Origin of the sequence: Kinneretia sp. DJ1R-11, assembly GCF_025717595.1 — a bacterium.
Taxonomy (GTDB): Bacteria; Pseudomonadota; Gammaproteobacteria; order Burkholderiales; family Burkholderiaceae_C; genus Paucibacter_A.
In genome coordinates this window covers 361,429-385,607 of the sequence record NZ_JAJIRR010000001.1, presented here as the reverse complement: position 1 = coordinate 385,607, position 24,179 = coordinate 361,429, and the positions used below count along the sequence as shown (strand labels likewise).

The following is a 24,179-nucleotide window of genomic DNA, read 5'->3' as shown; positions in this document are numbered from 1 at the left end:
CTGGCGGCCTAGCGCCAAAACTTTCCGTCGGGTCCGATGATGGCCAAATCGGCATAGTCCATGCCCGTGTGATCGCTGCTGCTGAAGCGCAGTTCGAGTCCGCCGAGATCGATCTTGCCGAGGCCGTCGAGCGCGCGCAGCAGGCCGGCGCGATTGAGGTCTTTGCCGGCCCTGCGCAGGCCGGCCACCAGCACCTTGGCGGCGGCGAAGCCCTCGACATTGGAGGGCGTGAGTTCTTTCAGGCCGGCCGCCTTGGCCAGCTCCTGAGCCTCGCGGATCATGGGCGTGTTCAGCGAGCGCTCGGACGGGAATACCTGGCTGACGATAATGCCGCGGCCGAGTGTGTCCAGCTGCTTGACGAAGCCCGAAGAGGCATTGTTGGACAGGGTCACGACCTGTGCCCCGGAGCCCGCGGCGCGCAAGGCCTTGACGCCGTCGGCCACGGCCGCACCGGCGCCGATGAAGAGCAGGGCCTGGGCATCGGCTTTGACCAGCTGGGCCACCACTGCCGTCATGTCCGGCTTCTCGCGCGGGAACTTCAAATGCGCCAAGGGCTGCAACTTGGCGGTCTGCAAGCCCTTGAGTGCGCCGGTGGCCGCATCGGCGCCGAAGCTGTCGTCCACCTGGACCAAGGCGATGCGGCTGATACCCATGCCGACCAGATGCTGGATCGAGCGCTCGGCCTCACGCTGGTAGGTGGCGCGCACATTGAAGACATAGGGGTTGACCGGCTTGTGCAGCAGCATGGCGCCGGTCGAGGGCGCGACCAGGGCCAGCTTGTGTTCGGCCAGCAGGGGCAGGATGGCCTGGCTGTGTGGCGTGCCGCGATTCAGGAACAGGGCCAGCACGCCTTGATCGATCAGCTTCTTGGCGTTCTCGGCGGCCAGCGTGGGTTCGAACTTGTCGTCCAGCGAGATCAGCTCGATGGCCTGGCCATTGATGCCGCCGGCGGCGTTGATGGCGTTCAGGTAGAGCTTGGCGCCTTCGGTGGTCTCTTTGACCCCAGCCGCCACCGGACCGCTGAAGCCCGCGGTCTGGCCGATCTTGATCTGGGCTACGGCCGCAGCGGTGAGGCTCAGGCTGCAGCACAGGGCGATGGCAAGGCGACGCAGTTTCATGGGTGAAAGTCTCCGGGTTGACGGGCGGATTGTGGCAAAGGTGGGTGGGGGGTGAACAGGTGAATGGGTGAACAGGTGAATGGTGAATGGTGAATGGTGAATGGTGAATGGTGAATGGGCATTCCACTTCGCCACGGGCCTGACTCGGTTCGCCCCAGATCGCTTGGCCGGGGCAGGGCGGGCAGCGATGCTGGCGGCATGAAACAAGCTACACATAACCCCCGCCTTTTTTTCCTCGACTGGCTGCGCATCCTCGCCTTTGGCCTGCTCGTGCCCTACCACGTGGGCATGTACTACGTGACTTGGGGCTGGCATGTCAAAAGCCCGGCGGCCAGTTCTACGCTGGAGCCGCTGATGCTGTTGAGCGCGCCCTGGCGCCTGGGCCTGCTGTTCTTCATCGGCGGAGCGGCTCTGGCCCAGGCCTGGGTGCGCGCGCAGGCGCAGGGCCACACGCCGGCCCGCTTGCTGCGCCGTCGCAGTGCGCGTCTGCTCTTGCCCTTGGTGTTTGGCATGCTCGTCATCGTGCCGCCGCAGAGCTATTTTGAGGTGGTGCAGAAGCTGGCCTACTCGGGCAGTTACTTCGAATTCATGCAGCAGTATCTGCAGGGCTATGAGGGCTTTTGCCGCATCGAAGAAGGCAGCCGGCAATGCCTGAGTCTGCCCACCTGGAACCACCTCTGGTTCCTGCCCTACCTTTGGGTCTACGGCCTGATCGGCTGGCTGCTGCTGCACCAGGCACCCGCCGTCTTGGCGCAGTGCGGCCGGCGCCTGGCTGCTCTGGGCCCCTGGGGCTTGCTGCTGGGTCTGGCCGTGCCACTGATCTTGGCTCGCCAGCTGGCGCTCGCTTTTCCGTCCACCCACAATCTGAAGTGGGACTGGTACAACCACGCCCAATACCTGAGCCTCTTCCTGCTGGGCATGCTGGCCTCTCACGCCGGTTCGGCCTTCTGGGCGCGTCTGAGTGCCGTGCGCTGGCCGGCCCTGGTCGGCGCCTTGGCGGCCTGGGCCTTGTTGCTGGTGTACTTCGACGCCTACGACGGCGCCACACCGCCCGAGACCTTGCGGGTGCTGATGCGAGGCGTCTGGGGCCTGATGCAGTGGTGGTCCACGGCGGCGGCCTGCGGCTTTGCTTACCTGCACCTCAATGCCGATTCGGCCTGGCGTCGGCGCTTGGGTGCCGCCGTGTTCTGCGTCTACATCTTGCACCAGACGGTGATCGTGCTGCTGACGCAGTTGCTCGCACCCTTGCAACTGACGCCCTTGCTCGAAGGGTTGATGCTGGTGCTGATGACCTGGATGCTGTGCGCGCTGGTCTATGGCCTGGCTCGCCGGGTGCTGCCGGCACCGCTGGCCTTGCTCCTGGGCGTGGACGGCGCCAAGACCCCAGACCCGCAAGCCGGCCGGGCAGCCGCGACAATCGCAGCCCTTGCCACTGTCGATGCGAAAAGTCCTCAATGATGAAATATCTGCACACCATGGTCCGCGTGACCGACCTCGACGCCTCGCTGAAGTTTTACCGCGATGCCCTGGGCCTGGTTGAGATGCGCCGCAGCGAGCACGAAGCCGGCCGCTTCACCCTGCTCTACCTCGCAGCCCCGGGCGACGAGGCCGGCAAGTACCAGCCCCAGGTCGAACTGACCTACAACTGGCCCGACGCGAATGGCCAGGGCGAGGTCTACAGCGGCGGCCGGAACTTCGGCCACCTGGCCTTTGCCGTGCCCGACATCTACGCCGCCTGCCAGCGCCTGGCCGACCATGGCGTGACCGTGCTGCGCCCGCCACGCGACGGCCGCATGGCTTTTGTGCGCTCGCCCGACGGCATCTCGGTGGAGCTGCTGCAGGACGGCCCGGCGCTGGCACCGGCCGAGCCCTGGGCGTCCATGCCGAATACGGGTTCTTGGTAAGGACGGCTCAAGCGCCGTTCTTCTTGCGGCTTTCTAGCTGCGCCCAGAGCGCCTCGGCCTTCTCGGCCGCTTGCTGGCGGCCGGCATCACCGAGCTGCAGATAGTCCTGGGTCTTGAGGAACCAGTCGGCGCTGAGCTCATCGCCCGCGCGGCGGGCGATCAGGTTCCAGGCGGCCGCGTCGAGCGGCTTTTTCTCCAGCAGAAAGGTCTCGGAGATCATGGCCGCAGCGTGCCGATTGCCGCGCAAATAGGCCTCGGTCAGTGCGCTGCGCGCCGCCTCGCGGTAGGGGAAGCCGGGCTCATGCTCGGCCTCTTGCGGTTTGCCGTCGAGGGCAAACAAATAGCGCTCGGCCAGATGGGTCAGGGCCTGCACATCCTTGGCGGCGGCAGCCTGGCGCAGCTGGCCCAGCGGCATGCGGTAGTAGCGCTCGTCGATTTGGTAGCCCAAGCGGCGCAGCTGTTCGTTCAAGGCCCGGTCCTCGGGGCTGAGCTCGGGGGCTTCGCTGCCACCCGTCTCGGCCATGGCCGTGGAGGCTTGCGCCAGCTGCCAGGGATTGCTGCTGCTTGTGGCAGCGCTGGCGGCCGGGCCGCGTGGCAGCGGCTGGTCGACTGCGGTGAACAGATCACGCAGGCCGTAGGCCGGCTGGCCAGCTTGCGCTGCGGCCAAGTCGGCTTTCTCTTTTGCCTGCTCGGCAGCCAAGCGTTGCTGTTCGGTGGCGGCCTCGTCCCACTGCCACCAGGCAAACAGTCCGGTGGCCAGCAGGGCGACGGCCATGCCCCAGCGTGTGGCGGTCATGGCCGTTTTCATCAGATATTGTTCAAGCAGGCGCCCAGGCCGTTGGCGTAGCCGTAGCGCGAGTAGTAGTCGCGTTGCGAGGGCGTGCCGTGCTCTGCATAGTCCGCGGCATTGCGCGCCGAGCGCACGGCCGACTCGATGAAGCTGGGATAGCGCAGGGTGGTCTGGGCGTACTTGGCGAAGGTGCCGCCGACACAATCGGCCTGCAACTCTTGCATGGGCGCGCGTTTGTTGATGCCGCGAGTGAACTGGATCGAGTGACCCCACTCATGAGCCAGGATGAACTTGGCCACGTAGTTGCCGTAGTTGTTCTCCTGACCTTGCAGAAAGGAGGTGCCGACGCTGATGGTGTAGGGGCCGCAAGCCATGGCGTTGGGCGAGGGTTCACCGCAGGCGCGCTGGTTCACGTACACCGTGGGCCGGGCGTAGCCGCCGAGCTGGCCGCGAATCTCGTTGGCCGAGTTTTGGATGTAGGTGTTGTTCACCGTGGCAGCGCCAGCGGGCAGCAGGCTCAGGGCCAGCGCCAGGGTGGCCGAGGCTTTGAGGGCCAATACGTGGGGGCAGGTGGTCTTCTTCATGGTGGGAGTTCTCACAAGCTGAGGAGCAAAGAAAGTGGCCGCGCCCGATGGGCAGGGCCGTCGATGCGCACACTCCAACAGCTTGTGCGCCTGCCGCAAAGTATCGGCAGGCTCCTCTGCCTCCCGGCTGAGGGTTTCCATGGCATTTGCGTGTTAACCCGCCTGCAAGCTCTTACAGGAAGGGCTGTGCCGCAAGGGATTCCGTCGGGCCAGCGCGGGGGGCAGGCGCCAAACTGAATCAATAACGGTGATTTCCAGCGGTCTGTGAAATGGGGGCAGGAGCAGGCGCTCAGCGCCGCCCGAACATCATCTGCCGCGCCACGGCCCGCTTCAGCGGCGGCGCCATCTGCAGCGCTGCCAGCGCCAAGCCGCGCGCGGCCGGCAGGCCGGGCCATCGCCAGGCAAAGGTCCGGGCCAGGAAATCGGTGGCGGCGATCATGCTCCAGCGGTCGGGCGCGCGCTGCCACTCGACGCGGCGCAGAGCCTGGCTGACCCAGAGCGCGGCTACATCGGGGGCGCTCGATCGCGCCTGGCCCTTCACCAGGGCGTCGACCAAGGCATAGGCATCGCGCAGGCCCAGGTTCAGGCCCTGGCCAGCCACCGGGTGCAGGGTCTGGGCGGCATTGCCGATGCGCACGACCTGACCCTCGACCAGGCTGCGCTCGGCATTCAGGCCCAGGGCAAAGCATTTGAGCGGGCTGATGCCTTGCAGCGTGCCCACGCGCGCCGGCAGCAGGCTCTGGATCACGGCCAAGCGCTGCGCGTCGCTGAGCGAGGCGATGTCGTCGTCGGCCTGGGGCATGCACCAGACCAGGGCCGCGCGGCGCTGCCCGTCGCGCGGGCGCAGGGGCAGCAGGGCCAGCGGGCCGTTGCGGGTGAAGCGCTCGAAGGCCAGGCCCGGCGGGCTGTCCTCGGCCAGGATGACGCTGCCGACCCAGGCGTTCTGCTGGTAATCGTGCGAAACGGCCTTGCGCGCCTGCTCGGCGAACACGCCGCCTTCGGCCACCACGGCCAGGTCGAAACTTTCCGCCACGCCGGCATCGACCTCGACGCCGGGCGCCAGCGGCTTGAGGCCTTGCACAGGCGTGCCGAAGCGGCTGAAGAGGCGGGTGGGTTCGGCCTGCACGCGGGCCTGCCAGCGTGCTTGCATGGGCGCCACCAACTGGCCGTAGCTGAGCACGGCGCCGAGCAGGCTGACCCCTTGCTCGGTCGCGCTCAGCCGCACCTCGGGCTCCTGGCTGGCGCCGAACAAGGGGTAGTTCAGTGTGGGCGGCGCTTGGCTGACGCTGACTTCCAGAATTGCCTGCGCCGCGTCGGCATCCCAGGCCTGCAGGCGCTGCAGCAGCTGCACGCTGCCCAGGGCCAGTGCCAGGGTGCGCGGGTCGCCCGACACATCTTTGTCCAGCGGCCGCGCATCGAACAGCGTGATCTGCGCTTGCGGCAGACGCTGCGCCGCCAGCAAGGCCAGGCTCAGGCCGGCCGGGCCGGCGCCGATGATGGCCAGGCGCAGTGGTGCTTGGCTCGCTGTGAGGGCGGAGTCGGGAGAGGTGGAAGGCATGGCGTCAGAGCCTGGCGAGAGCGGTCAAGCTGGGACTATAGCGAGCCATGCTTGGCATTCGGCTGCAAGCGGCACAAAGCAGCCGAATACAAAAGGCAACCACGGAGGCACAGAGGCACAGAGAAATACAAAGCCGAATTGGTTTTTGCTCTGTGCCTCCGTGCCTCTGTGGTTGCAATTGAATTTCCGCTTCGTGCCGAAACCCGCCATGCGCTGTGAATCACGGCGTGGCATTGCGGGTTCACAGCAAGCCAGGTGCGGCTGCGAGCGGGCCGCCGCGCTCAGACCGCCGTCAACTTCCGCTGGCCTTGGCCCGGCAAGACCTTGAGCGACTTGCCTACGCTGGCCGTGTAGTCGCGGCTGGTGATGGTGCTGACGAAGACCCAGTCCGAGCGGCATTCCTGAGCCGTGACGGTCAAGACCATGAAGCCGCGGCGCGAGGTGTCGGCGTATTCCAGCGGGCCGATCAGCTGCGTCAGGGCGCCGGCCAGCTGGGCCGGGTTCTCCTTGGGCAGATAGACCTCGAAGCCGGGCGAGGTGACCGAGCTGGTGGCGAACTCCACGCCGACCTGGTTGCCGGCCATGTCCTGCAGATCGCTGGCCCAGGCGTTGTGGGTGTCGCCGGCCAGTACGACCAGGTTCTTGTTGAGCTGACGCGCGGTGGCGAGCACAGTCTCGCGTGCGGCGGCATAGCCGTCCCAGGCGTCGAGGTTGTAGGGGATGCTGGGCTGGGCCAGGATGGCGCGCTCCTGCGCATTCAGGCTGGCTGGGTTGCTCTGGGCCTTGGCGACGATGGCGCCGTAGGCCGAGACGCTGACGCCACTGCCTGGGTTGTTGGCTTCGAACAAGATGGGCGCGGGGATGTTCATGCGGCCCATCAGCACCTGCTGGCCCAGCACCTGCCAGGTGGCGCTGGAGGCGCTCAGCTGTTGCTGCAGCCAGCCGGTCTGGGTGGTGCCCAGCAGCTGGCGGTTGGGCTTGGCCAGATCGGCGCCGAAGGCGCTGGCATTGAAGCCGCTGGCGCTGGTGTACTTGGCGTAATCCAGCGGTTCTTCGCGGCCGATCAAGCGCGTGTCCAGCATATGCAGGGACAGCAGATTGCCGAAGGCGAAGCTGCGGTAGATCAGCTCGGCGCTTTGCTGGCTGCGGATCGGCATCCACTCGTGATAGGCCTGGATGGCTGCGGCCTTGCGCTTGGCGTAGTCGCCCTCGGTGGCGGGCTGGTGGTTTTCGGCGCCATCGGTCCAAGCGTCGTTGCAAACCTCATGATCGTCCCAGATGGCGATCATGGGCACGTTGGCGTGCAGGCGCTGCAGGTCGCCGTCGTCGCGGTACTGCGCGTAGCGGCGGCGGTAATCGTTCAAGGCGATGATCTCGCCCGCGGGCTCAACTTCACGACCCAAGGTCTTGGCCTGTTCGCTGGCATAGCCGCCGCGGCCGTATTCGTAGATGTAGTCGCCCAGATGGACGGCCACATCGATGTCCTCGCGCTTGGCTGCCTCGGCATAGACATTGAAGTAGCCGGCCGGGTAGTTGGCGCAGGAGAACACCGCCAGCTTCACCTGGCTGACCGAGGCTCCGGTGGGCAGGGTCTTGGTGCGACCGACCGGCGAGTACTGGCTCTCGCAGCTGAAACGGTAGAAATACTTCTGGCCGGCTTGCAGGCCGGTGGCGTCAACCTTGACCGTGTAGTCGCGGGCCGCAGCGGCCTGGGCATCGCCCGAGGCGACGATGGTCTTGAAGTCGGCGTCGCTGGCCACTTCCCAGTGCACGTCCAGGTCACGCAGATCGGCGCTGTCCTTGGCGCGCACACGGGTCCACAGGATCACGCGTTCGGCTTGCGGGTCGCCGCTGGCCACGCCGTGGCTGAAGCTGACCGGAATCACCGCCAGGTCGCCGCCACCGCAGCCGCTCAGGCCCAGCGCTCCCAGGCCGGCTGCGCCAGCCGCCAGCGCGACCGAGCCGCGCACAAAGCTGCGTCGGCCGGCATCGGCTGTGTCATCCGCGGGTGTCGCCGCGGAGTGGAAGAAATTGTGCAGTTTGCTGGGAGAACTCATGGAAGTGCGCCGGCTTCAAGGCCAGGGTAGATGGGGCAAGCGGCGCAGTGTGCGTATGCACGGTGACATCTGTGCGACACGAGCTGTCGCCTAGGCGACTCGTGTGAGCCTAGGCAAGGACTTCACCGTCGAGTGCCTGGTCGCTCCGGGCCGGCCTTGTGGGGGTATCGCTGAGCTGAGCGCTGGCCTGTGGCGCTCTCGGTTACTCTGCACTTTTAGCCGCAGTGAATACAAACAGGCGAACACCACCATGCAATACCGTCGATTGGGCCGCAGCGGCCTGCAAGTTTCAGAGTTGTCCCTGGGTTCCTGGGTCACGTACCACAACCAGGTCGACACCAAGTCCGCCACCGAGATGCTCGCTGCCGCCTTTGATGCCGGCGTCAACTTCTTCGACAACGCCGAGGTCTACGCCCAAGGGCAGAGCGAGCGGGTGATGGGCGAGGCCTTCAAGGCCTTGAAATGGCCGCGCCTGCAGTATGTGGTCTCGACCAAGTTCTTCTGGGGCTTGAGCGGCGAAGGCAAGAACACGGTCAATCGCAAGGACACGCTCAACCGCAAATACCTGATGCAGGCCATCGACGGCGCGCTCACGCGCATGCAGCTGGATTTCATCGACCTGGTCTACTGCCATCGCCCCGACCCGCACACGCCGATCGAGGAAACCGTGCATGCCATGAGCGACATGATCACCCAGGGCAAGGCCTTGTATTGGGGCACCAGCGAATGGTCGGCCGCCGACATCCGCGCCGCCTGGGAGATTGCCGAGCGTCACCATCTGCACAAGCCGGTGATGGAGCAGCCGCAGTACAACCTCTTTCACCGCCAGCGTGTCGAGCAGGAATATGCCCGCCTCTACCAAGACATCGGTCTGGGCCTGACCACCTGGAGCCCGCTGGCCTCGGGTCTGCTGACCGGAAAGTACAAGGCCGGCATTCCCGATGGCAGCCGCGGCGCCCTTGAAAACATGGCCTGGATGCGCGAGCAGCTGCAGGATGCGGCCAAGAACAAGGCTGTGGCCGAGCTGGAGAAGGTGGCGGCCGACCTGGGCGGCAATGTGGCCCAGCTGGCCATCGCCTGGGCGAACCGCAACCCGCAGGTCAGCACCGTCATCCTCGGCGCCAGCAAGCTGTCCCAATTGCAGGACAACCTGGGCGCCCTGGCGCTGACGCCCAAGCTCACGCCCGAGGTGCTGGCGCGTATCGACGCCATCACCCAGCCGCTGGCACGTTGATCAGCGCGGGCCGGGCAGCGCTGTTCCGCGCCCGGCCACCCGCGTCCTTGTCCTACCATCGGGCGTGATGCGAAGCCCTTCTCGACCTTTTTGTTTTTGCTTCATTCTCGGCCTGGCCTGGCTGCTGCTTGGCCTGGCGCGAGCCGCGCCGGCGCCGGCCATGGCCACCTCCGGCCGCGGCCCTGCTGAGCTGGCCTTGCGATTCGAAGCCGTCGGCCAGAACGGCGTCATTCCCAACAATGTGCTGTCGGCCCTGGCGCAGGACCGTCAGGGCTTTTTGTGGGTGGGCTCGGCCGCCGGACTCTTGCGTTTCGACGGCTACAGCTTTCGCCAGCTGCAGCTGGACACTGCGGCCGAGGGCGGCCACCGCAGTCTCGGCTTTGTGCGGGTGCTGCTGGTGGGGCGAGATGGGCGCCTGTGGATCGGCAGTGATTCCGGTGGCCTGGCGGTTCACGACCCTGCCAGCGAGCGCACCCAGCTTTACAGCCACCAGCCGGCGCAGCCCGACCGCAGTGTGCCCGAGGGCACCGTGCTGGCCCTGGCCGAGGCGCCCGACGGGCAGCTCTGGCTGGGCACGGCGCTCCATGGCCTGAGCCGTTTCGACCCGGCGCGCCAAAGCTTTGTGCATTACCGCCACGAGCCCGGGCGGGCCGGCAGTCTGCCCGACAACAGCGTGCAAGCCCTGCTGCTGGACCGCGAGGGCACGCTCTGGGTCGGTGGTCTTGGTGGCCTGGCGCGCAAGGCGGCTGGCAGCGAGCAGTTCGAGCCCGTGCCTCTGCCAACACGGGCCCGCGCGGGCAGTGCCAGACCGGCCCAGCCCATCGTGCTGCGACTGGCCCAGGCCGAGGACGGGCAGATCTGGGTCGGCACGCAGCAAGGCGATCTGGCCCTGGTGGACCCCGGCAGCCGACGCGTCAGCGTGCTGGAGCAGAACGGCCCGCGCGGCGCGGTCTATGCCCTGACCCAGGCAAGCCCGGGCCTGATTTGGGTGGGCCGAGCCGGTGGTGTGGAGCTGCGCGCCGCTGATGGTCGCCTGCAGCAAATCCTGCGCCACAACCCTCGCAACCCCAGCAGCCTCGGTGGCAACGAGGTGCGCTGCCTGCTGCTCGACCGGGGCGGCTGGATGTGGGTCGGTGGCTTTGGTGGCGGCCTGCAGCGCCACGATGCCGACCAGCTCAGCATCGGCGTGCGCAAGCTCGACGAGCATGGCGATGCTGTCTTCGAAGACCCGAGCGCCCGCGCCTTGCTGGAGCTGGACGGGGGCGAGGTCTGGGTCGGTACCACGGCTCAGGGCCTGGGGGTGCTCGATGCCCAGCTGCGCTTGCACCGGCAGATCGATCTGCGCAGCGCGCTCAAGCGCCGGGCGGATGAGCCTGTGCGGGTCTCCACTCTGGCACGGGCTCGGGACGGCACGGTCTGGGTGGGCGTGGACTCACAGCTGCTGCGTGTCGACGCGCAGGGGCGCCTTTTGCAGAGCCTGGATGTGGCCCATGGGCGCTTGAGGCGCACGGTGCTTGCCCGCAACGGCGACCTCTGGGTTGGCACCCAGGACGGCCTGTACCAGCTGCTGGGCGGCCAGGGGCCGGCGCTGCGCCACCACCTGGCCGGCGGCGCGGCGCTCAGGGGCGAACTCAACGCCATCGTCGAGGCCGAGGACGGCGCGCTCTGGGTGGGCGGCGAGGCCGGCCTGTTCCTGCGCCCGGCCGGCGCGCGTGAATTTCAGAGCGTGCCCACGGTGGCCGGCCAGGGCCTGCGCAATGGCATCGTCACCGGCCTCCTGATCGACCGCCGTCAACGCCTCTGGGTGGACACCGCCACCGGCCTGCATCAGATGACCAGTTGGGACGGCCGCCAGGCCAGTTTCGACGCCATCAGCGAGCGCAAAGGCATTGGCGGCCGAGCCTTCGGTGCCAATCTGCTGGATGACGAACGGGGCCGCATTTGGAGCCAGAACTACATCTACGACCCCAACCGCGACCATCTCTACGAGCTGACCCCGGCCGACGGCGCCGATGCCGGCACCAGTTGGTTCCGCTCCTATGTACGCATGCAGGATGGCCGCTTTCTGTTCGGCGCTGGCCGCGGCCTGATGGTGGTGGACCCTGAACGTTTCGAAGCCTGGGCCTACCAGCCGCCGGTGGTGGCCAGCGAGCTGCGCATCAATGGCGAGCGGGTCAATGCCGGTGTGCTGGCGCCTCAGGGCCTGCATCTGATGCCGCGGCAGCGCAGCTTCAGCCTGGAATTCGCGGCCCTGGACTACAGCGACCCGGGTCGGGTCCGCTATGCCTACCAACTCGAAGGCTATGACAGCAGCTGGATCAACACCAGCGCCACCCAGCGCTTGGCCAGCTACAGCAACCTCAGTCCCGGCCGCTATCTGCTTCGCGTGCGGGCCAGCAACCGCAGCGGCTTGTGGAGTCCCCATGAGCTGGCCATTCCGATCCAAGTCCATCCGGCCTGGTGGCAGACCTGGTGGTCTCGCCTGGCGCTGGCGCTGGGCGGCGCCGGCCTGCTCTATGCCCTGGTGCGCTGGCGCACCGGCTTTCTGGAGCGCCGCCAGCTGGGGCTGGAGCAGCGCGTGCGCGAGCGCACGGCCGAGCTTGAGGACTTGTCGGCCGCGCTGCAGGAAAAGTCGCGAGCGCTGGAGGAGAAGTCGCTGGCGCTGGAGGACCTGAGCTTGTCCGACCCGCTGACCGGCCTGCGCAACCGGCGCTTCCTGGCCCAGCACATCGAGGCCGATGTCGCCCTGACCTTGCGCCGCCATGAGGCGCAAGCCCGGCAGGGCGGTCCGCTGCCCGAGGATGCCGACCTGATTTTCTTTCTGATCGATATCGACCACTTCAAGGACATCAACGACCGCTTCGGCCACGCCGCCGGCGACCGCATGCTGAAGCAGATGCGCGACCGCCTGCGCCAGGTCTTCCGCGACACCGACTACCTGGTGCGCTGGGGCGGCGAGGAATTCCTGATCGTCGCCCGCGGCAGCCCGCGCAGCCATGCGCCGGAGCTGGCAGAGCGCATGCGCGCCCTGGTGGCCGAGCAACCGTTTGTGCTCGATGCGGACGGTCTGGTCCTGCACAAGACCTGCTCCATCGGCTTTGCCTGCTTCCCGATTTCGCAGCAGCATCCGCGGGCGTTGGACTGGAACCGCACCGTCGACGTGGCCGATGCCATGCTCTACGCCGTCAAGCGCGGTGGCCGCGACGGCTGGATGGGTGTGCTGCAGGCGAGCCGCGGCACGGCCCAGCACTTGCGCGAACGCGCGGCCGCCGACTGGCTGCAAGACGAGGGCGTGCTGCGTGTCAGCTCGGCGCTCAGATCGGACTGAACATGGGCGCCGACACGGCGCGGTTGCGGCCCTGTGCCTTGGCCTGGTAGAGCGCCAGATCGGCTTGCGCCAACCACTGTGAGGCCGAGCCGCCGCGCAGGGGCACGGCGCTGATCACGCCGATGCTGATGGTCAGCTCGGGGCCCAATGGCGAGACCTCATGCTCGATCGCGGCCCGAGCAATCTCCTTGCGGCAGCGCTCGGCCACGGCCAGGGCGCCGACGGAATCGGTCTGCGCCAGCAGCAGCACGAACTCTTCGCCGCCATAACGCGCCACCACATCGGTGGGCCGGCCAGCGCTGGTGCGCAAGGCCTCGGCCACGCGGATCAGGCAGGCGTCGCCGGCCTGGTGGCCGTAGTGGTCGTTGTAGAGCTTGAAATGGTCGACGTCGATCAGCAGCAGGCTCAGCGGCGTACCCAGGCGCAGGCCGCGCCGCCATTCTTCCTCGAGCTTCTGCATCAGCAGGCGACGGTTGGCCAGCTCGGTCAGTGCATCGGTGGTGGACAGGCGCAGCAGCTGCTCGTTGGCATGTTGCAGCTCGATCTCGAACTGCTTGCGCTCGGTCAGATCGTTGATCACGCCGACATAGAGTTTGCCCTGCGGGCCCTTGACCTCGGACACCGAGACTTGCACGGTCAGCGCCCGGCCGCTTTTGTGCAGGGCATTGAATTCGCGTGTCCGACCCAGCAGGGGCAGCTCGCGCGCGCCCTCGCTGCCTTCACGGCGGCTCAGGTAGTGGTCGTGGGAGCCTCGGTCGGGTTCGTCCATCAGCAGGGACACGTTCTGGCCCAGCATCTCCTCGGCGCGGTGGCCGAACAGGCGCTCCACGGCCGGGTTGCAGCTGAGCATATGACCCTGGGCGTCGATGGTGACGATGGCCACGCCTGCCGTCATGATGATGGCCTGCAACTGGGCCTGGCTGGCCTGCAGCTCGCGCTCCTTGAGCAGCAGGTCGCTGACGTCTTGACGCACGGCGACCAGATAGCCTTCGGGCGTCAGGGTCTCGGTGAGGCGCAGCCAGATGCCATTGGCCAGTTGCTGCAGCTGGGCCTGCTCGTTGCGGCCGCGCCCGGCCAGGCGCGTCGCGATCCAGGCGTCTTCGTCGCCCAGGGCTTCCAGGGGCAGGGCGCCGGCCTCGCGGGTCAGCGCCAGCATGTGGGCAAAGCTCTGGCCGCGCATGTGTTCGTAATCGAGGTGCGGCATCCAGCCGACCACGCGACGGTTGGCCAGCAGCAGACGGTCCTGTTCGTCGTAGATTTCGATGCCGGCCGGCATGGCGTCGATGGCCCGCTCGAGCAGCTGGCGCTCGCTGTGCGCGGCGGCCTGGGCTTGGGCCAGGGCCTGCTGGGTCTTGACCAGCTCGGTCACGTCGAGGCGGATGCAGACGAGCAGACCCGAGGTGGTGCGCTGCTCATAGAGGTGCAGCCAGCGTTCGCCGAACTGTTGCAAGCGCGGGCCCGACTGCTGGCCTCGACCGGCCAGTCGCTCGGCCAGCCAGGCCTCTTCGCGCCCGCGCGCCTCGGTGACATAGCCGGCCTGCAGGGACTGGCGCACCACATCTTCAAAGTGGCGGCCCTCGACCAGATGCTCGGCCACCTGGGCGTAGTCCTCGCGCACACGCCGGTTGCACATCAGCAGGCGGTCATCGGCGTCCCAGAGGTCGAAGCCGGCTGGCATGGCCTCGATCGCTTCCAGCAGCTGCCGCTCGCGGTCGCTGTGCTGGGGGCGGCGCAGCGAGGGCAGCAGGGCCAGCAGAGCGGCCAGCACGGCCAGGGCCGCCCAAGTTGGTGGCGCCTGCACCAGCAGCAAGAGCAAGGCCAGCAGCAGGGCGGCGGCGCTGAACCTCAGAAACATCAAGGCGGTGTTGCGGCCCGGCGAACCGGCTGTTGTTAGGGTGGACACGGGCGTCTCAGCGGAAGTTGCACGCTGATTCTGACCGAGGCCAGGGTTTGCGTGATGCGGGCAAGTCCGCATCCACCGCGAATCAAGGGGCCGCGCTCAGGGGGTGTTCAGGGAGTCTGGTTCAGCCGGGCCAGGCGCTCGGGCGTGCCGACATCGGTCCAGGCGCCGTGGTAGGGCTCGGCCGCCAGGGCCTGGCGGCCGATGGCGTCTTCCAGGCAATGGCGCAGGCGCACGGCCTGGCCCAGAGGCAGGCCGTCGAACAGGCGTGCCTTGAACAGTCCCAGGCAGGACCAGGTCAGGCGTGGCTGGTCCGGCGCGGCGCCGTGGCGCTCGCTCAGGGCCAGACCTTGGGCGTCGATGGCGAAGTCGCCACTCGGGTGGTGGGGGCTGTTGGCCACCATCCAGAGGTGACCGTCGAGTTGCGGGTCGGCTGCGAAACGGGCCGCTGCTTCGGCGTCGAATCGAAAGCCCGGCACGAAGACATCGGCCGAAGCGACCCAGAAGCTCTCTGCTCCACCGTCGCGCAGCAAGGGCAAGGCCTTGCGAATGCCACCGGCCGTCTCGAGCGCGCCGCCCGGCTCGCGCGATTCATCGCTGAAATGCAGGCGCACGCCATAGCGGCTGCCGTCGCCCAAGGTGGCCGGGAACTGCTCGCTGAGCCAGGCCGTGTTGATGACGATGTCCCGCACGCCGCCTGCCGCCAAGGCTTCGATATGCCAGACGATCAGCGGTTTGCCCTGGACCAGGAGCAGCGGTTTTGGGGTGGTGTCGGTCAGCGGCCGCATGCGCTCACCGCGCCCGGCCGCGAGGATGATGGCTCGCATGAGGGAATCTTATGCCCTTGTGTGCCGGACCTGGCCGCGTAGCGGACAGCTCGGGCACCAACTGACTAAGCGGGTTCCTTGTGTGCCGGATCTGACTGCGCAGCAGGCAGCTCGGGCATTGATTCATCTTGCCCCGCTCACCTCAGCGCCCCCCACCCTCCTCACTCGGCCCCTGTACCGGTATCCACACCTTGAAGCAGCTGCCCACGCCAAGCTCGGATTCCACTTCGATGCGCCCGCCATGCTTCTTGACGATGGAGAAGGACAGCGACAGGCCCAGGCCCGTGCCCTGGCCCACCGGCTTGGTTGTGTAAAACGGGTCGAAGATGCGGCGCAGCACCTCAGGGCTCATGCCGCTGCCGTTGTCGCGCACACTGACGCAGACCCAGCCTTCAGAGGCGGTGCTGGTGAGCTTGAGGCGGCCGCGCTCGGGCATGGCGTGGGCGGCATTGACGATCAGGTTCAGGAAGACCTGGTTGAGTTGGGCGGCCAGGCAGCGCACGGGTGGCAGCGGGCCATAGTCGCGCTCGACCTCGACCTTGTATTTGATCTCGTGCCAGACCACATTGAGGGTGGACTCCAGGCCTTGGTTGAGGTCGGCCTCCTGCCAGTCGGCGTGGTCGACACGAGAGAAGTCTTTGAGGTCCTGCACGATCTTTTTGACCCGCACCAGGCCTTCGTCGCTTTCGCGCAAGAGCTGGGGCAGGTCTTCGTGGATGAACTCGAAGTCTGCGTCTTGGCGCAGGCGCGCGATCTGCTCGCGCAAGTCGGCCGGCAGGCCTTGCAGGTCCACGCATTCGAACAGGCCGTTGAGCTGCAGCAAGGACTCCACATAGCGGCGCAAGGTGCCCAGATTGGATGCGACAAAGCCGACCGGGTTGTTGATCTCGTGGGCGACGCCGGCGGCCAGCTGGCCGATCGAGGCCATCTTCTCTGACTGCAGCAGCTGGTTCTGCGCGTCCTCGAGCCGGGAATTGGCTTGCTGGATCTGGCGGTAGTTGTTGACCAGCTCGCGCTGCGCGCGCATGACCTCGCTGCGGTCCTGAAGCAGCCACCAGACGCCGGTTTCCGGGTCCTCGGGGCTGCCGGCATAGGCGATCATTTGAATCCACAGGGGCTGGCCGCTGTGGGTGCGTAGTTCCATCTCGTGGGTCAAGGACTGACCGGCGCTCAGAGTCGGTACGGCGATGGCGCGCAGCTCTTGGTAAGCCGCGGCATTGCCCAGGAAATGCGCCTGGGCCATCTCCGCATTGCTCATGCCTTCCATTTCGAACATCTGCGCGAACTTGCGGTTGCTGCGCAGGATCTGGCGCTTGCTGGTGCAGAGAATGCCGACCGAGGCGTTCTCCAGAAAGGCGTCGAGCTCCTTGTGGCTGCGCAGCAGTTCGGCGCTTCGGTCGGCCACCAGGGTTTCCAGCTCCTGCCGGTGGCGCTTGAGCTCGTTCTCGGCGGCATGACGGCGGCTCACGTCCATCATGGTCTCGATGGCGCCGACGATCTTGCCTTGGGTGTCGTAGAGCGGCGCCGCGGTGCAGAAGATCCAGCGCCCATGTTCGCCGAACTGCGGGAAGAAGTCCTCCATTTCGAAGGCGCCGGGAATCAGTGGCGAAGGACGGATGGTGTCGCCGTACAGCCGCGGGCCTTCGTCGGCGGTGCGGCCGTCGACGATCAGGTCGACCAGCAGCGCCCGCGGCTCTTGAACAAAGGCGCGCCAGGGCGTCTGACTGCCCACCATGGTTGCGGCCTCGATGCCGGTCAGCTGCACGCAGGCGGCATTCCAGTGGGTGACCTGGTGCGTCGCGTCGAGCACAAAGGTGGCCACCGGGTTGTTGTCCAGGATCTGGTGCATGACCCGGCCGACTTCGAACAGGCTGTTCTGCACATGGCGCATATCGCTGAGGTCGGTGCAAGTGATCAGGGCCAAGGGGCCATGCGGGCCGGCAATGCGGCTGGCGCTGATTTCGAGATGCCGCACCGAACCATTGGCGGTCAGCGCCTCGCACTCGAGCGCCGGCAGGTCTTCCCTCAGGTCCAGGCAGCGCGCGCCATAGGCTTTGACCGACTCCATGCTGGCTTCGCTGGCCCAGGCGTAGTGGGGCACCACGCAGAGTTCGGCCAGGCTGTAGCCGAACAGGCGTTGCAGGGCGGCGTTGGCAAAGACGATGTGGACGCCGTCGTGCACGAGCAGGGGCGCGCTCACCGCCTGCAAGGCAGCGGTGCAGCTGGGGTCCAGGATGTCGGGCGGCGGCGGCAGCTCGGTGGCGCCGCCCAGGGCGGCTTGCAAGGCCAGGGCCAGGCCGCCGGGCGCCCGCGGTGGGGTGTCGAACTCAAGCATGTTGCGCTTTCTTAGCCGCTTGGCGCGGATCCTGCGGCTTCTTGATGAAGAAGCTCAGGCTCAGGCGCTCGCGCTGGTCCATCAGCTGCACCTGCTTGATCAAAGCACTGCTGAAGACATGGCCGGCTGGCAGCAGCAAGCTGCCATGCGGGCTGAGCAGATCTCGCGCCAGCACCATGCCGCCGCGCAGCTCGGATGCGCTCAGCTCCTGGTCGGCCGCGCTCTCCAGGGCGAGTGCGGCTTGCACGGCATCGAAGGCGGCCAGCACCTCCGGGTCATAGTGCTGCTCGCCGTTTTCATGAATGGCCTTGCAAGCGTCATCGGTGGAAAAGACCTTCTCGGCCAGGCGGCCGGCGATCAAGGATTCAAAGGTGCTGGCGATGTTGATGATCTGGGAGCCCAGTGGCACTTCGATGCCGGTCAGGCCGTCGGGATAGCCCTTGCCGTCGATGCGTTCATGCTGCGAGCGGATCAGCAAAGCACTTTGGTGCAGACGGGCCAAGGGCATCAAGGCCGCCTGGGCCTGCAGCGGGTGGCGTTTGTAGAGCTCGAACTCGCTGCCGTTCATCAGCGATACGGTCTTGCGCAGCAGTTCATCGGGCAGGCCGATCTTCCCTACTTCGTGCAGCAATCCGGCGTTGTGGATGTCCAGCACCTCGGCCGGACCCAGGTTCATGGCTTCGGCAATGCGGCCCGCCAGGGTGGCGACGCGCCGGCCGTGGCCGCTGACGCTGCCGTCACGCAGCTCCAGCAGGCCGGCGAACACGCTGATCGACAAGGCGAAGTTTTCTTCCAACTGCAGATGGGCTTGTTGCAGCTTCTCGTGGGCCAGGGCCATCTCGGCATGGGAGCGGCTGAGCTCGTCGTGCGCCTGCTGAAGCTCTTGCGTGCGCTCCTGCACGCGCTTCTCTAGCTCTTCATTGACGCCGGCCAACTGCTCGTTGGCTTTGCCGAGCTGGCCGTTGCTGTCTTGCAGCTCCTGGTTGACCGAGGCCAGCTGGCCGTTGGCATCTTGGAGCTGATCATTGACGCTGTGCAGCTGGGCATTGCTGTCCTGCAGCTGCAGATTCATGTCTTGCAGCTGCTCGTTCTGGACCTGGGTCAGCTGGGCCAGGCGCTGGTTTTCCTGTTCCAGCTTGTGCCTTTGCAGGCCGTCACCGATGGCCAGCAGGATGTCGTTGTCGTCCCAGGGCTTGGAGATGTAGCGGTGGATGGCGCCACGGTTGATCGCAGCGATGGTGGAGCTGATGTCCGCGTAGCCGGTCAGCAAGATGCGCACCGTCCCCGGCCAGCCTTCACGCACCTGCTCCAGAAATTGCACGCCGTCCATCTCGGGCATGCGCATGTCGGAGACCACCAGGTCCACGGGTTCCAGCGCCATCAAGGCCAAGCCAGCGGCCCCGCCTTCGGCCATCAAGATCTTGTAACCCTGAGGCCGCAGCAAGCGCCGCAAGGCGCTCAGGATGGACGGCTCGTCGTCCACCAGCAGGATGGTGGGTGGGCTTGCTACCTCGTCATTCATGGCTGCCCCTCTCAGCCCCGCGGCCCCTCGGCAAGCGCCGGGCTGGGGATTGGGGCAATACATGACGTGAGCTTGCGCCTGAATCCGGGCGACCGCACATTTTCAAATGATAAAAACGTGAAATATGCGTAATTCAGGCGCGGCGCCCATGGCGGGCGCCGGCCGCGCAGCCGGCACAAGGGCCGTCTGCGCCCGCGTTCAGCGTTTGACGACCTTGACGCTGGAGTTGGCCTTGCCGGCATCGACATAGCCGATGGCACCGGGCGTGCTCGCGACGAATTTGAGCACCTCGTCGTCACCGCCCATCTCGCGCGGCGGCTTGGCACCGCCGGTGAAGATCTGGCGCGCCCACAAGGCCTTGAGTTGGGACGGGTTCTTCTTCAACACCTTGTTGCCGAAGTCCTCGCGCGTGGCGCCTTCCTTCTGGTCCACCGGCACGGCCTCGCCGCCGCCGGAGAAAGTCTTGGTCTGACCCAGGAAGATCTTGCTGATCTGCTCGTCATCGAGTGCCGTGGCATTGCTCGGGTGGACGATGACGGCGATGTCGGCTTGTGCGGCGCCGGCCAGGGCCAGGGCTGCAAGGCCAGCCAGCAAGAGGCGAGCGAAGCGCAGCGTTGCTTGTTGTGTGTTCATCATGGCTTGCCCCCGTTCAGAAGACAAAGTCATAGGACACGGTCACCAGCTTGCGACGGACATCGGTGCCGTCCAGCAGGTCCCAGCGGCTGCGGTCGTACTGCGCCTTGATCGAACTGGTGTCGGTCAAGTCGTAGCGCAAGCTCAAGCTGGTCATGGCGTCTTTCTCGGCCAAGGTGGTGAAGGCCGAGTTGTAGGCCTTCAGCTGGCTGACCGTGATCATGGGCGTGAACTTGTCGATGCGGTAGCCGGCGCCGAACATGCGGCCGCGGTAGCTGCCGCGTGCCGGCGAGCGGTCGATGTAGGAAATCTCGCTGCGCAGCAGCCAGTTGTCCTTGTCGATGACGAAGGACAGGGCCGCAAAGGTCTGCGGTGAATGTGTGCCGTTCGCCGGGTTGGGCGAGGTCTGCACGCCATCACGGAATTGCTGCTGTTTGGACTTGTTCAGTGCCAGACGGGCGGTGAACCAGTCGCGATTGATCTCCAGGTCCACACCCCACATGCTGTCCCAGTTGATGTCCGAGGGCGAGGCGGTTTCCAGCTTGGCGATCGGGTTCTTTTTGGTGTGCTCGCTACCGGCGTAGGCGGTGGACTTGACCGCCCAGCCTGCGACATCGCCGCGGTAGGTCAGGTTGGCGCCGTTGTAGTTAACGACCGCCCAGCCATAGACATCAGGAGGCACACGCACCCAGCTGTAGGCGTAGCTGACGTCCTGGTAGTCGGAGTAGAAGAACAGTGGCAGGCGCTTGCGGCCTAACTGCACGGTCAGCTGCGGTGTCAGGTTGTAGGACAGGTAGGCCCATTCCAGGTCGGCCTTGGCTTTCTGCGCTGCATGGCGTGCGACGCCCTGGGCGGTGAAGGACAGGTCGGGGGTGAACGTCCAGTTGCCCTGGATGCCGACTCGCGACTCGGGCGCCAGCGACCATTTCTGCTCGTAGACCGAGCCGTGTGAGAAATCGGCGATCAAGCAGGGGCAGTTCCACTGCGTGCCGTCTGGGTAGCCGATGTCAATGCCGCCGGCACTGATGACCTTGCCGGCCGTGATGTTGCCGAAGCCGGAGTAGCTGAAGTCCACCGCTTGAGCGGCGCTCGTCGCCAGGGCGAGTGCGATGGTGGGGCCAAGCAGTGAGACTGCGCGAAGTTTGCTCATCGTTCGTCCTTTCGGAAAGGAGGCAACACCCTTACAACAAAGGTGCTTGAACGAAGGTATCGGCTGGGCGATCAGCGAACTTGAGTGCGCAGGCTCGAAAAACCCGGGATTGCCCGGGCCTGTCCATTCTGAGGCGGGGGCGACTCAGGTGCGAGCGCGGCGACGGGCCAGGCCGCCCAGCAGGCCCAGGCCCCCCAGCATCAGCACGTAGGTGCCAGGCTCCGGCACGGCGCTGACGGTGAGTTTGCCCAGGATGCCGTCTTCTTCCAGATTGGGGCCGGCGGTGAAATAAAGGGCATTGGCATCGCCTAGGCTCACGCCGTTGCCAAATGTCAGGCCCCAGAGGCCGTCGATGAAGATGGTTTTGCCATCGACGTCTTTGAGCTTGCCCAAGGTGGCGCCGGTGACCGGGTCGAGCGCGGCCACGCTGCCATCACCGAAATTGGCGACCAGCAGCTTGCCGCCGAAGGCGCCGAAGCTCTCAGGCGCCAGGGCCAGGCCCCAGGGCGCGTTCATGTCCAACTGGTCCTTGAAGTCCTGGACGATGTGGCCGTCGCGGTCGTAGGCGATCACGCGGCCATGGCCGGGGGCCCGCACCGGCTCGCTGGGCATCAGCGGGTCGTACTCACTGGCGGCATAGGCCACGTAGAGACGACCGCCGATGTCCTGGATGTTGAAGGGCATGAAATCGTTTTGCAGATCGGCCGGACGTTCGAAGTGGACTTGTGCGCTGATGTCGTTCCACTGGTTGTCGAAGGTCATGATGCGATTGTTGGCAAAGTCGGTGGCGTAGAGGCGGTTGTCCGCCACCTTGCTGCCTTGCGCATCGATCCGGAAAGCCGCCGTGCTCATGGCCACGCCGGTGAAGTTGGGTGTGTAGGTGTAGCCATTGGCCGCAGCCCAGCCGCCCGAGAAGTCCTTGACCACCACGGCCTCGTCCATGCCAGGGTTGGTGCCGGCGCGCCAGGCATTGATGGTGCCGTCCAGGGTCACGAACACGAATTTGGCCGAGCCTGTGATGGATCCGGCCGGTGCGCCGGTGTTCCAGTTGGTGGCACTGCCGCTGACGCGGAACTCGGTCGGCTGGCCGGCGATATCGCTGGCTGCGTTGTAGACCTGGCCGGTCACTTGCGGCGTGTAGGCCTCGACGCCCGGCGCCAGGCTGATGGGGATGCGCTTCAAGCCGTCCTGGAACAGCGGCTGGCCGCCGACGTCACCGATGTAGGTGGTGGTGGTGCCGCTGCCCGCGTTGCTGACCCAGATGTGACCGCCGGCACCGGGAGGGCGCAAGGCGATGCCCCAGGGGTTGAGCAAGTCGGGGTCGACCATCACGGTCGGTTTGTACTTGGCATCGTTGGCCACCAGGATGGTCATGTCGTACTGGTTGGCGCTGCCTGCCTGGGCGGCGTCGCTGGCGCTGAAGGCCAGGGCCATCAGGCCGGCCAGAAGGGTGAAGCGAAGGGGCATGAGAGATCTCCGGGAATGTGGGGGCTTGGTGCTCACCTTGCCTGGGGCATGTGACGGCTTCTTGTCAGTGCCGGCCAACCCCCGCAAACCGGGGCCAGCCTGTGCGGGATGGGTTCAGCGGCGGCGGGCGAAACGGGCGTTGAAGGCGATGGACACGCGCGACTCCTCGCTGCGATTCGGCGCCACCCAGTGCTTGAGGTGAGACGGGAACAGCAGCAATTCGCCAGCGCGCGGCTGCACTCGGTAGCTGCCTGCGGAGCAGGTCGCGCCTTCAATGCTCAGGGCGCGCACATGGGTGCGGGCATCAAGGAACTCCAAACTGCCGCTGCGGCCTGGGGCCTCTGGCGTGTGCACGTAGTAGCAGCCCGACCAGACCCAGTCCGGATGCGCGTGCGGTGCGTTCATGCCGCCTGGCGGGAGGATGTTGATCCAGCCTTCCGCCTGAATGCCCATCTGCTGGAAATCAAAATCGGGCGAGAGCTGGAGAGTGGCCTTGCGCACCGCCTCGAGGATGTGCGCCCGCAAGACCAGACAGGCGGGCTCCTGGCGCTCGAAGAAATCGTCCTCTGAATGCCAGCCCTCCAGATTGCTGCGCTGCAGGCCCGGCGAGGCCTCGCGGCGGGCCAGGGCTTCGCTCAGCAGGCCGGCATTGAGCGGACCTGCCGCGCTCAGCTCGAAGCTCAGCAAGGGCGAGAAAAACAGGGGCTCGACGTGGCGAAGCTGCAAAGACGGGGTCATGGGATGCGGGCGGGCGGAAAAAGCGAACGCCCGAGCCGAGCGAAGCCGCTCGGCTCAGGCGCAGAAAAAGCCGGGAGACAGGTGGTCTGCCGCTGGGCCGACCACCTGTTCCTGGCATTCAAGCGGGCATCAACGGGCCGACTTGCGGCGGGCAACAAAGCCCAGCAGGCCCAGGCCGCCCAACATCAGGGCATAGGTCGTCGGTTCCGGCACGGCCGCGGTGATGTCACTGACCGCCAGCTGCAACTGGCCGCCTTCGACGATGCCGGCCGGATTGCCGCCATTGAGCAGGCCAGCGGCGTCCAGGCCGGCGGCACTGGCATGGTCCTGGGTGACGAACAACTGGTACTTCTTGCCGCTGGTACCGGTGGCGTCAAAGAGATCGGTCACGTCGATGACGCCCGAAGTCTCTTCGTCGTTGGTGTGGTAGCCGGTGCTGCCGTTGGGTGTGGTCTTGCCGGTGGCCGGGCCTGTGAACACGCCGTTGACCACATCGCCGAAGCGGGTGGTGTCGGCCTTGGCGACGATCTTCAGGGCACCCGTGTTCAGGTCGTACTCCCAGATCTTGCCGTTGTGGTCGGCGCCGCCGGTGTCTTCCAGCATCGTGATGGTGCCGTCCTTGTTGACCGACATGTTGTCGAACATATTGGCGCGGCTGTTGCCCAGGCCGCCGGTCATCTTGCTGCCGTCCACCAGGATGTCCAGCTTGCCACCGGCGTCGGGGTTGGCGATGTCGTCAAAGGTCATGCGCCACAGGCGGGTCGCACCGATTTGCGTGCCGGTAGCCAGCTCGGTGGTGTCCAGGCGGTCGGTGGTGACGAAGTAGTAGATGTTTTCCTTGCCGGCACGGCTGTCCCAGGCGCCGTCTTCGGGGCGGGAGAACGTGGTCGAGGCGGTGGCGCTCAGTGTGAAGCGGCTGCCATTGGCGATATTGGTGGCGCGGGTGGTGGTGTCGGCGATTTCGCTGGCATTGCCGGCGACATTGACGTACTTCATCACGCCATTGGTCAGGCCGGCGCGGTCGACATCGCTAC

Annotated in this window: 16 protein-coding genes and 3 pseudogenes; 4 read left to right on the top strand and 15 right to left on the bottom strand. The window is 66.4% G+C overall.

Going from position 1 to position 24,179, the window contains the following annotated elements; translation table 11 throughout:
• Window positions 1–8 precede the first annotated feature (8 nt).
• Window positions 9–1,118, bottom strand: a complete 1,110-nt coding sequence (locus tag LNV23_RS01615) for an ABC transporter substrate-binding protein (RefSeq protein WP_263561340.1) — start codon at window positions 1,116–1,118, stop codon at window positions 9–11.
• A gap of 198 nt (window positions 1,119–1,316) precedes the next feature.
• On the opposite strand from LNV23_RS01615, the gene LNV23_RS01610 reads away from it, so the two are divergent.
• Both LNV23_RS01610 and LNV23_RS01605 read left to right on the top strand, forming a co-directional pair.
• Window positions 1,317–2,576, top strand: a complete 1,260-nt coding sequence (locus LNV23_RS01610; RefSeq protein WP_263561339.1) for an acyltransferase family protein — start codon at window positions 1,317–1,319, stop codon at window positions 2,574–2,576.
• A 17-nt stretch (window positions 2,577–2,593) separates the two neighbouring features.
• Window positions 2,594–3,022 carry a VOC family protein gene (locus tag LNV23_RS01605; RefSeq protein ID WP_263561338.1) on the top strand — a complete coding sequence of 143 codons (429 nt, stop codon included), beginning with the start codon at window positions 2,594–2,596 and terminating at the stop codon, window positions 3,020–3,022.
• A 7-nt stretch (window positions 3,023–3,029) separates the two neighbouring features.
• Here the strand turns inward: LNV23_RS01605 and LNV23_RS01600 are convergent, their stop codons facing one another.
• From LNV23_RS01600 to LNV23_RS01585, 4 genes are all read right to left on the bottom strand, one after another.
• Window positions 3,030–3,818, bottom strand: a complete 789-nt coding sequence (locus tag LNV23_RS01600) for a hypothetical protein (RefSeq protein ID WP_263561337.1) — start codon at window positions 3,816–3,818, stop codon at window positions 3,030–3,032.
• An 11-nt stretch (window positions 3,819–3,829) separates the two neighbouring features.
• A complete protein-coding gene (locus LNV23_RS01595) occupies window positions 3,830–4,396 on the bottom strand; it encodes a neutral zinc metallopeptidase (RefSeq protein ID WP_263561336.1) in 567 nt (188 codons plus the stop codon).
• Between the two features lie 289 nt (window positions 4,397–4,685).
• Complete coding sequence (locus tag LNV23_RS01590; RefSeq protein ID WP_263561335.1) at window positions 4,686–5,954, bottom strand: FAD-dependent monooxygenase; 1,269 nt, start codon at window positions 5,952–5,954, stop codon at window positions 4,686–4,688.
• A 281-nt stretch (window positions 5,955–6,235) separates the two neighbouring features.
• Window positions 6,236–8,011, bottom strand: coding sequence for an alkaline phosphatase D family protein (locus LNV23_RS01585; protein WP_263561334.1), 1,776 nt, complete (start codon window positions 8,009–8,011; stop codon window positions 6,236–6,238).
• 250 nt (window positions 8,012–8,261) lie between these two features.
• On the opposite strand from LNV23_RS01585, the gene LNV23_RS01580 reads away from it, so the two are divergent.
• Window positions 8,262–9,245 carry a potassium channel beta subunit family protein gene (locus LNV23_RS01580; RefSeq protein WP_263561333.1) on the top strand — a complete coding sequence of 328 codons (984 nt, stop codon included), beginning with the start codon at window positions 8,262–8,264 and terminating at the stop codon, window positions 9,243–9,245.
• Between the two features lie 67 nt (window positions 9,246–9,312).
• A complete protein-coding gene (locus LNV23_RS01575; protein WP_263561332.1) occupies window positions 9,313–12,573 on the top strand; it encodes a ligand-binding sensor domain-containing diguanylate cyclase in 3,261 nt (1,086 codons plus the stop codon).
• Here LNV23_RS01575 and LNV23_RS01570 read toward each other — a convergent pair.
• The 10 genes and pseudogenes from LNV23_RS01570 to LNV23_RS24025 form a co-directional block, all read right to left on the bottom strand.
• The gene (locus LNV23_RS01570) at window positions 12,560–14,476 is read right to left on the bottom strand and encodes a sensor domain-containing diguanylate cyclase (RefSeq protein WP_263561331.1); all 1,917 of its coding nucleotides are present in this window, start codon (window positions 14,474–14,476) and stop codon (window positions 12,560–12,562) included. The two genes, LNV23_RS01575 and LNV23_RS01570, sit on opposite strands and share 14 nt — an antisense overlap.
• Before the next feature lie 107 nt (window positions 14,477–14,583).
• Window positions 14,584–15,300, bottom strand: a complete 717-nt coding sequence (gene murU / locus LNV23_RS01565; protein WP_263561330.1) for an N-acetylmuramate alpha-1-phosphate uridylyltransferase MurU — start codon at window positions 15,298–15,300, stop codon at window positions 14,584–14,586.
• Window positions 15,301–15,442: 142 nt separating this feature from the next.
• A complete protein-coding gene (locus LNV23_RS01560) occupies window positions 15,443–17,635 on the bottom strand; it encodes an ATP-binding protein (RefSeq protein WP_263561329.1) in 2,193 nt (730 codons plus the stop codon).
• Window positions 17,628–19,157, bottom strand: coding sequence for an HD domain-containing phosphohydrolase (locus tag LNV23_RS01555; protein ID WP_263561328.1), 1,530 nt, complete (start codon window positions 19,155–19,157; stop codon window positions 17,628–17,630). The genes LNV23_RS01560 and LNV23_RS01555 overlap by 8 nt, the downstream gene beginning before the upstream one ends.
• 198 nt (window positions 19,158–19,355) lie before the next feature.
• Entirely contained in the window at window positions 19,356–19,793 is a 438-nt protein-coding gene (locus LNV23_RS01550) for a type 2 periplasmic-binding domain-containing protein (RefSeq protein WP_263561327.1), read from the bottom strand.
• Between the two features lie 13 nt (window positions 19,794–19,806).
• Window positions 19,807–20,940 (bottom strand): TonB-dependent receptor, encoded by a 1,134-nt coding sequence (locus LNV23_RS01545; RefSeq protein ID WP_263561326.1) that lies wholly within the window; start codon window positions 20,938–20,940, stop codon window positions 19,807–19,809.
• A gap of 144 nt (window positions 20,941–21,084) precedes the next feature.
• Window positions 21,085–21,183, bottom strand: a pseudogene (locus tag LNV23_RS24030) (PEPxxWA-CTERM sorting domain-containing protein); the annotation flags it as partial.
• Window positions 21,184–21,189: 6 nt separating this feature from the next.
• Window positions 21,190–22,314, bottom strand: a pseudogene (locus tag LNV23_RS01540) (TIGR03118 family protein); the annotation flags it as partial.
• Between the two features lie 207 nt (window positions 22,315–22,521).
• Complete coding sequence (locus LNV23_RS01535; protein WP_263561324.1) at window positions 22,522–23,145, bottom strand: TIGR02466 family protein; 624 nt, start codon at window positions 23,143–23,145, stop codon at window positions 22,522–22,524.
• 129 nt (window positions 23,146–23,274) lie between these two features.
• Window positions 23,275–23,364: pseudogene (locus LNV23_RS24025) on the bottom strand (PEP-CTERM sorting domain-containing protein); the annotation flags it as partial.
• Window positions 23,365–24,179 lie beyond the last annotated feature (815 nt).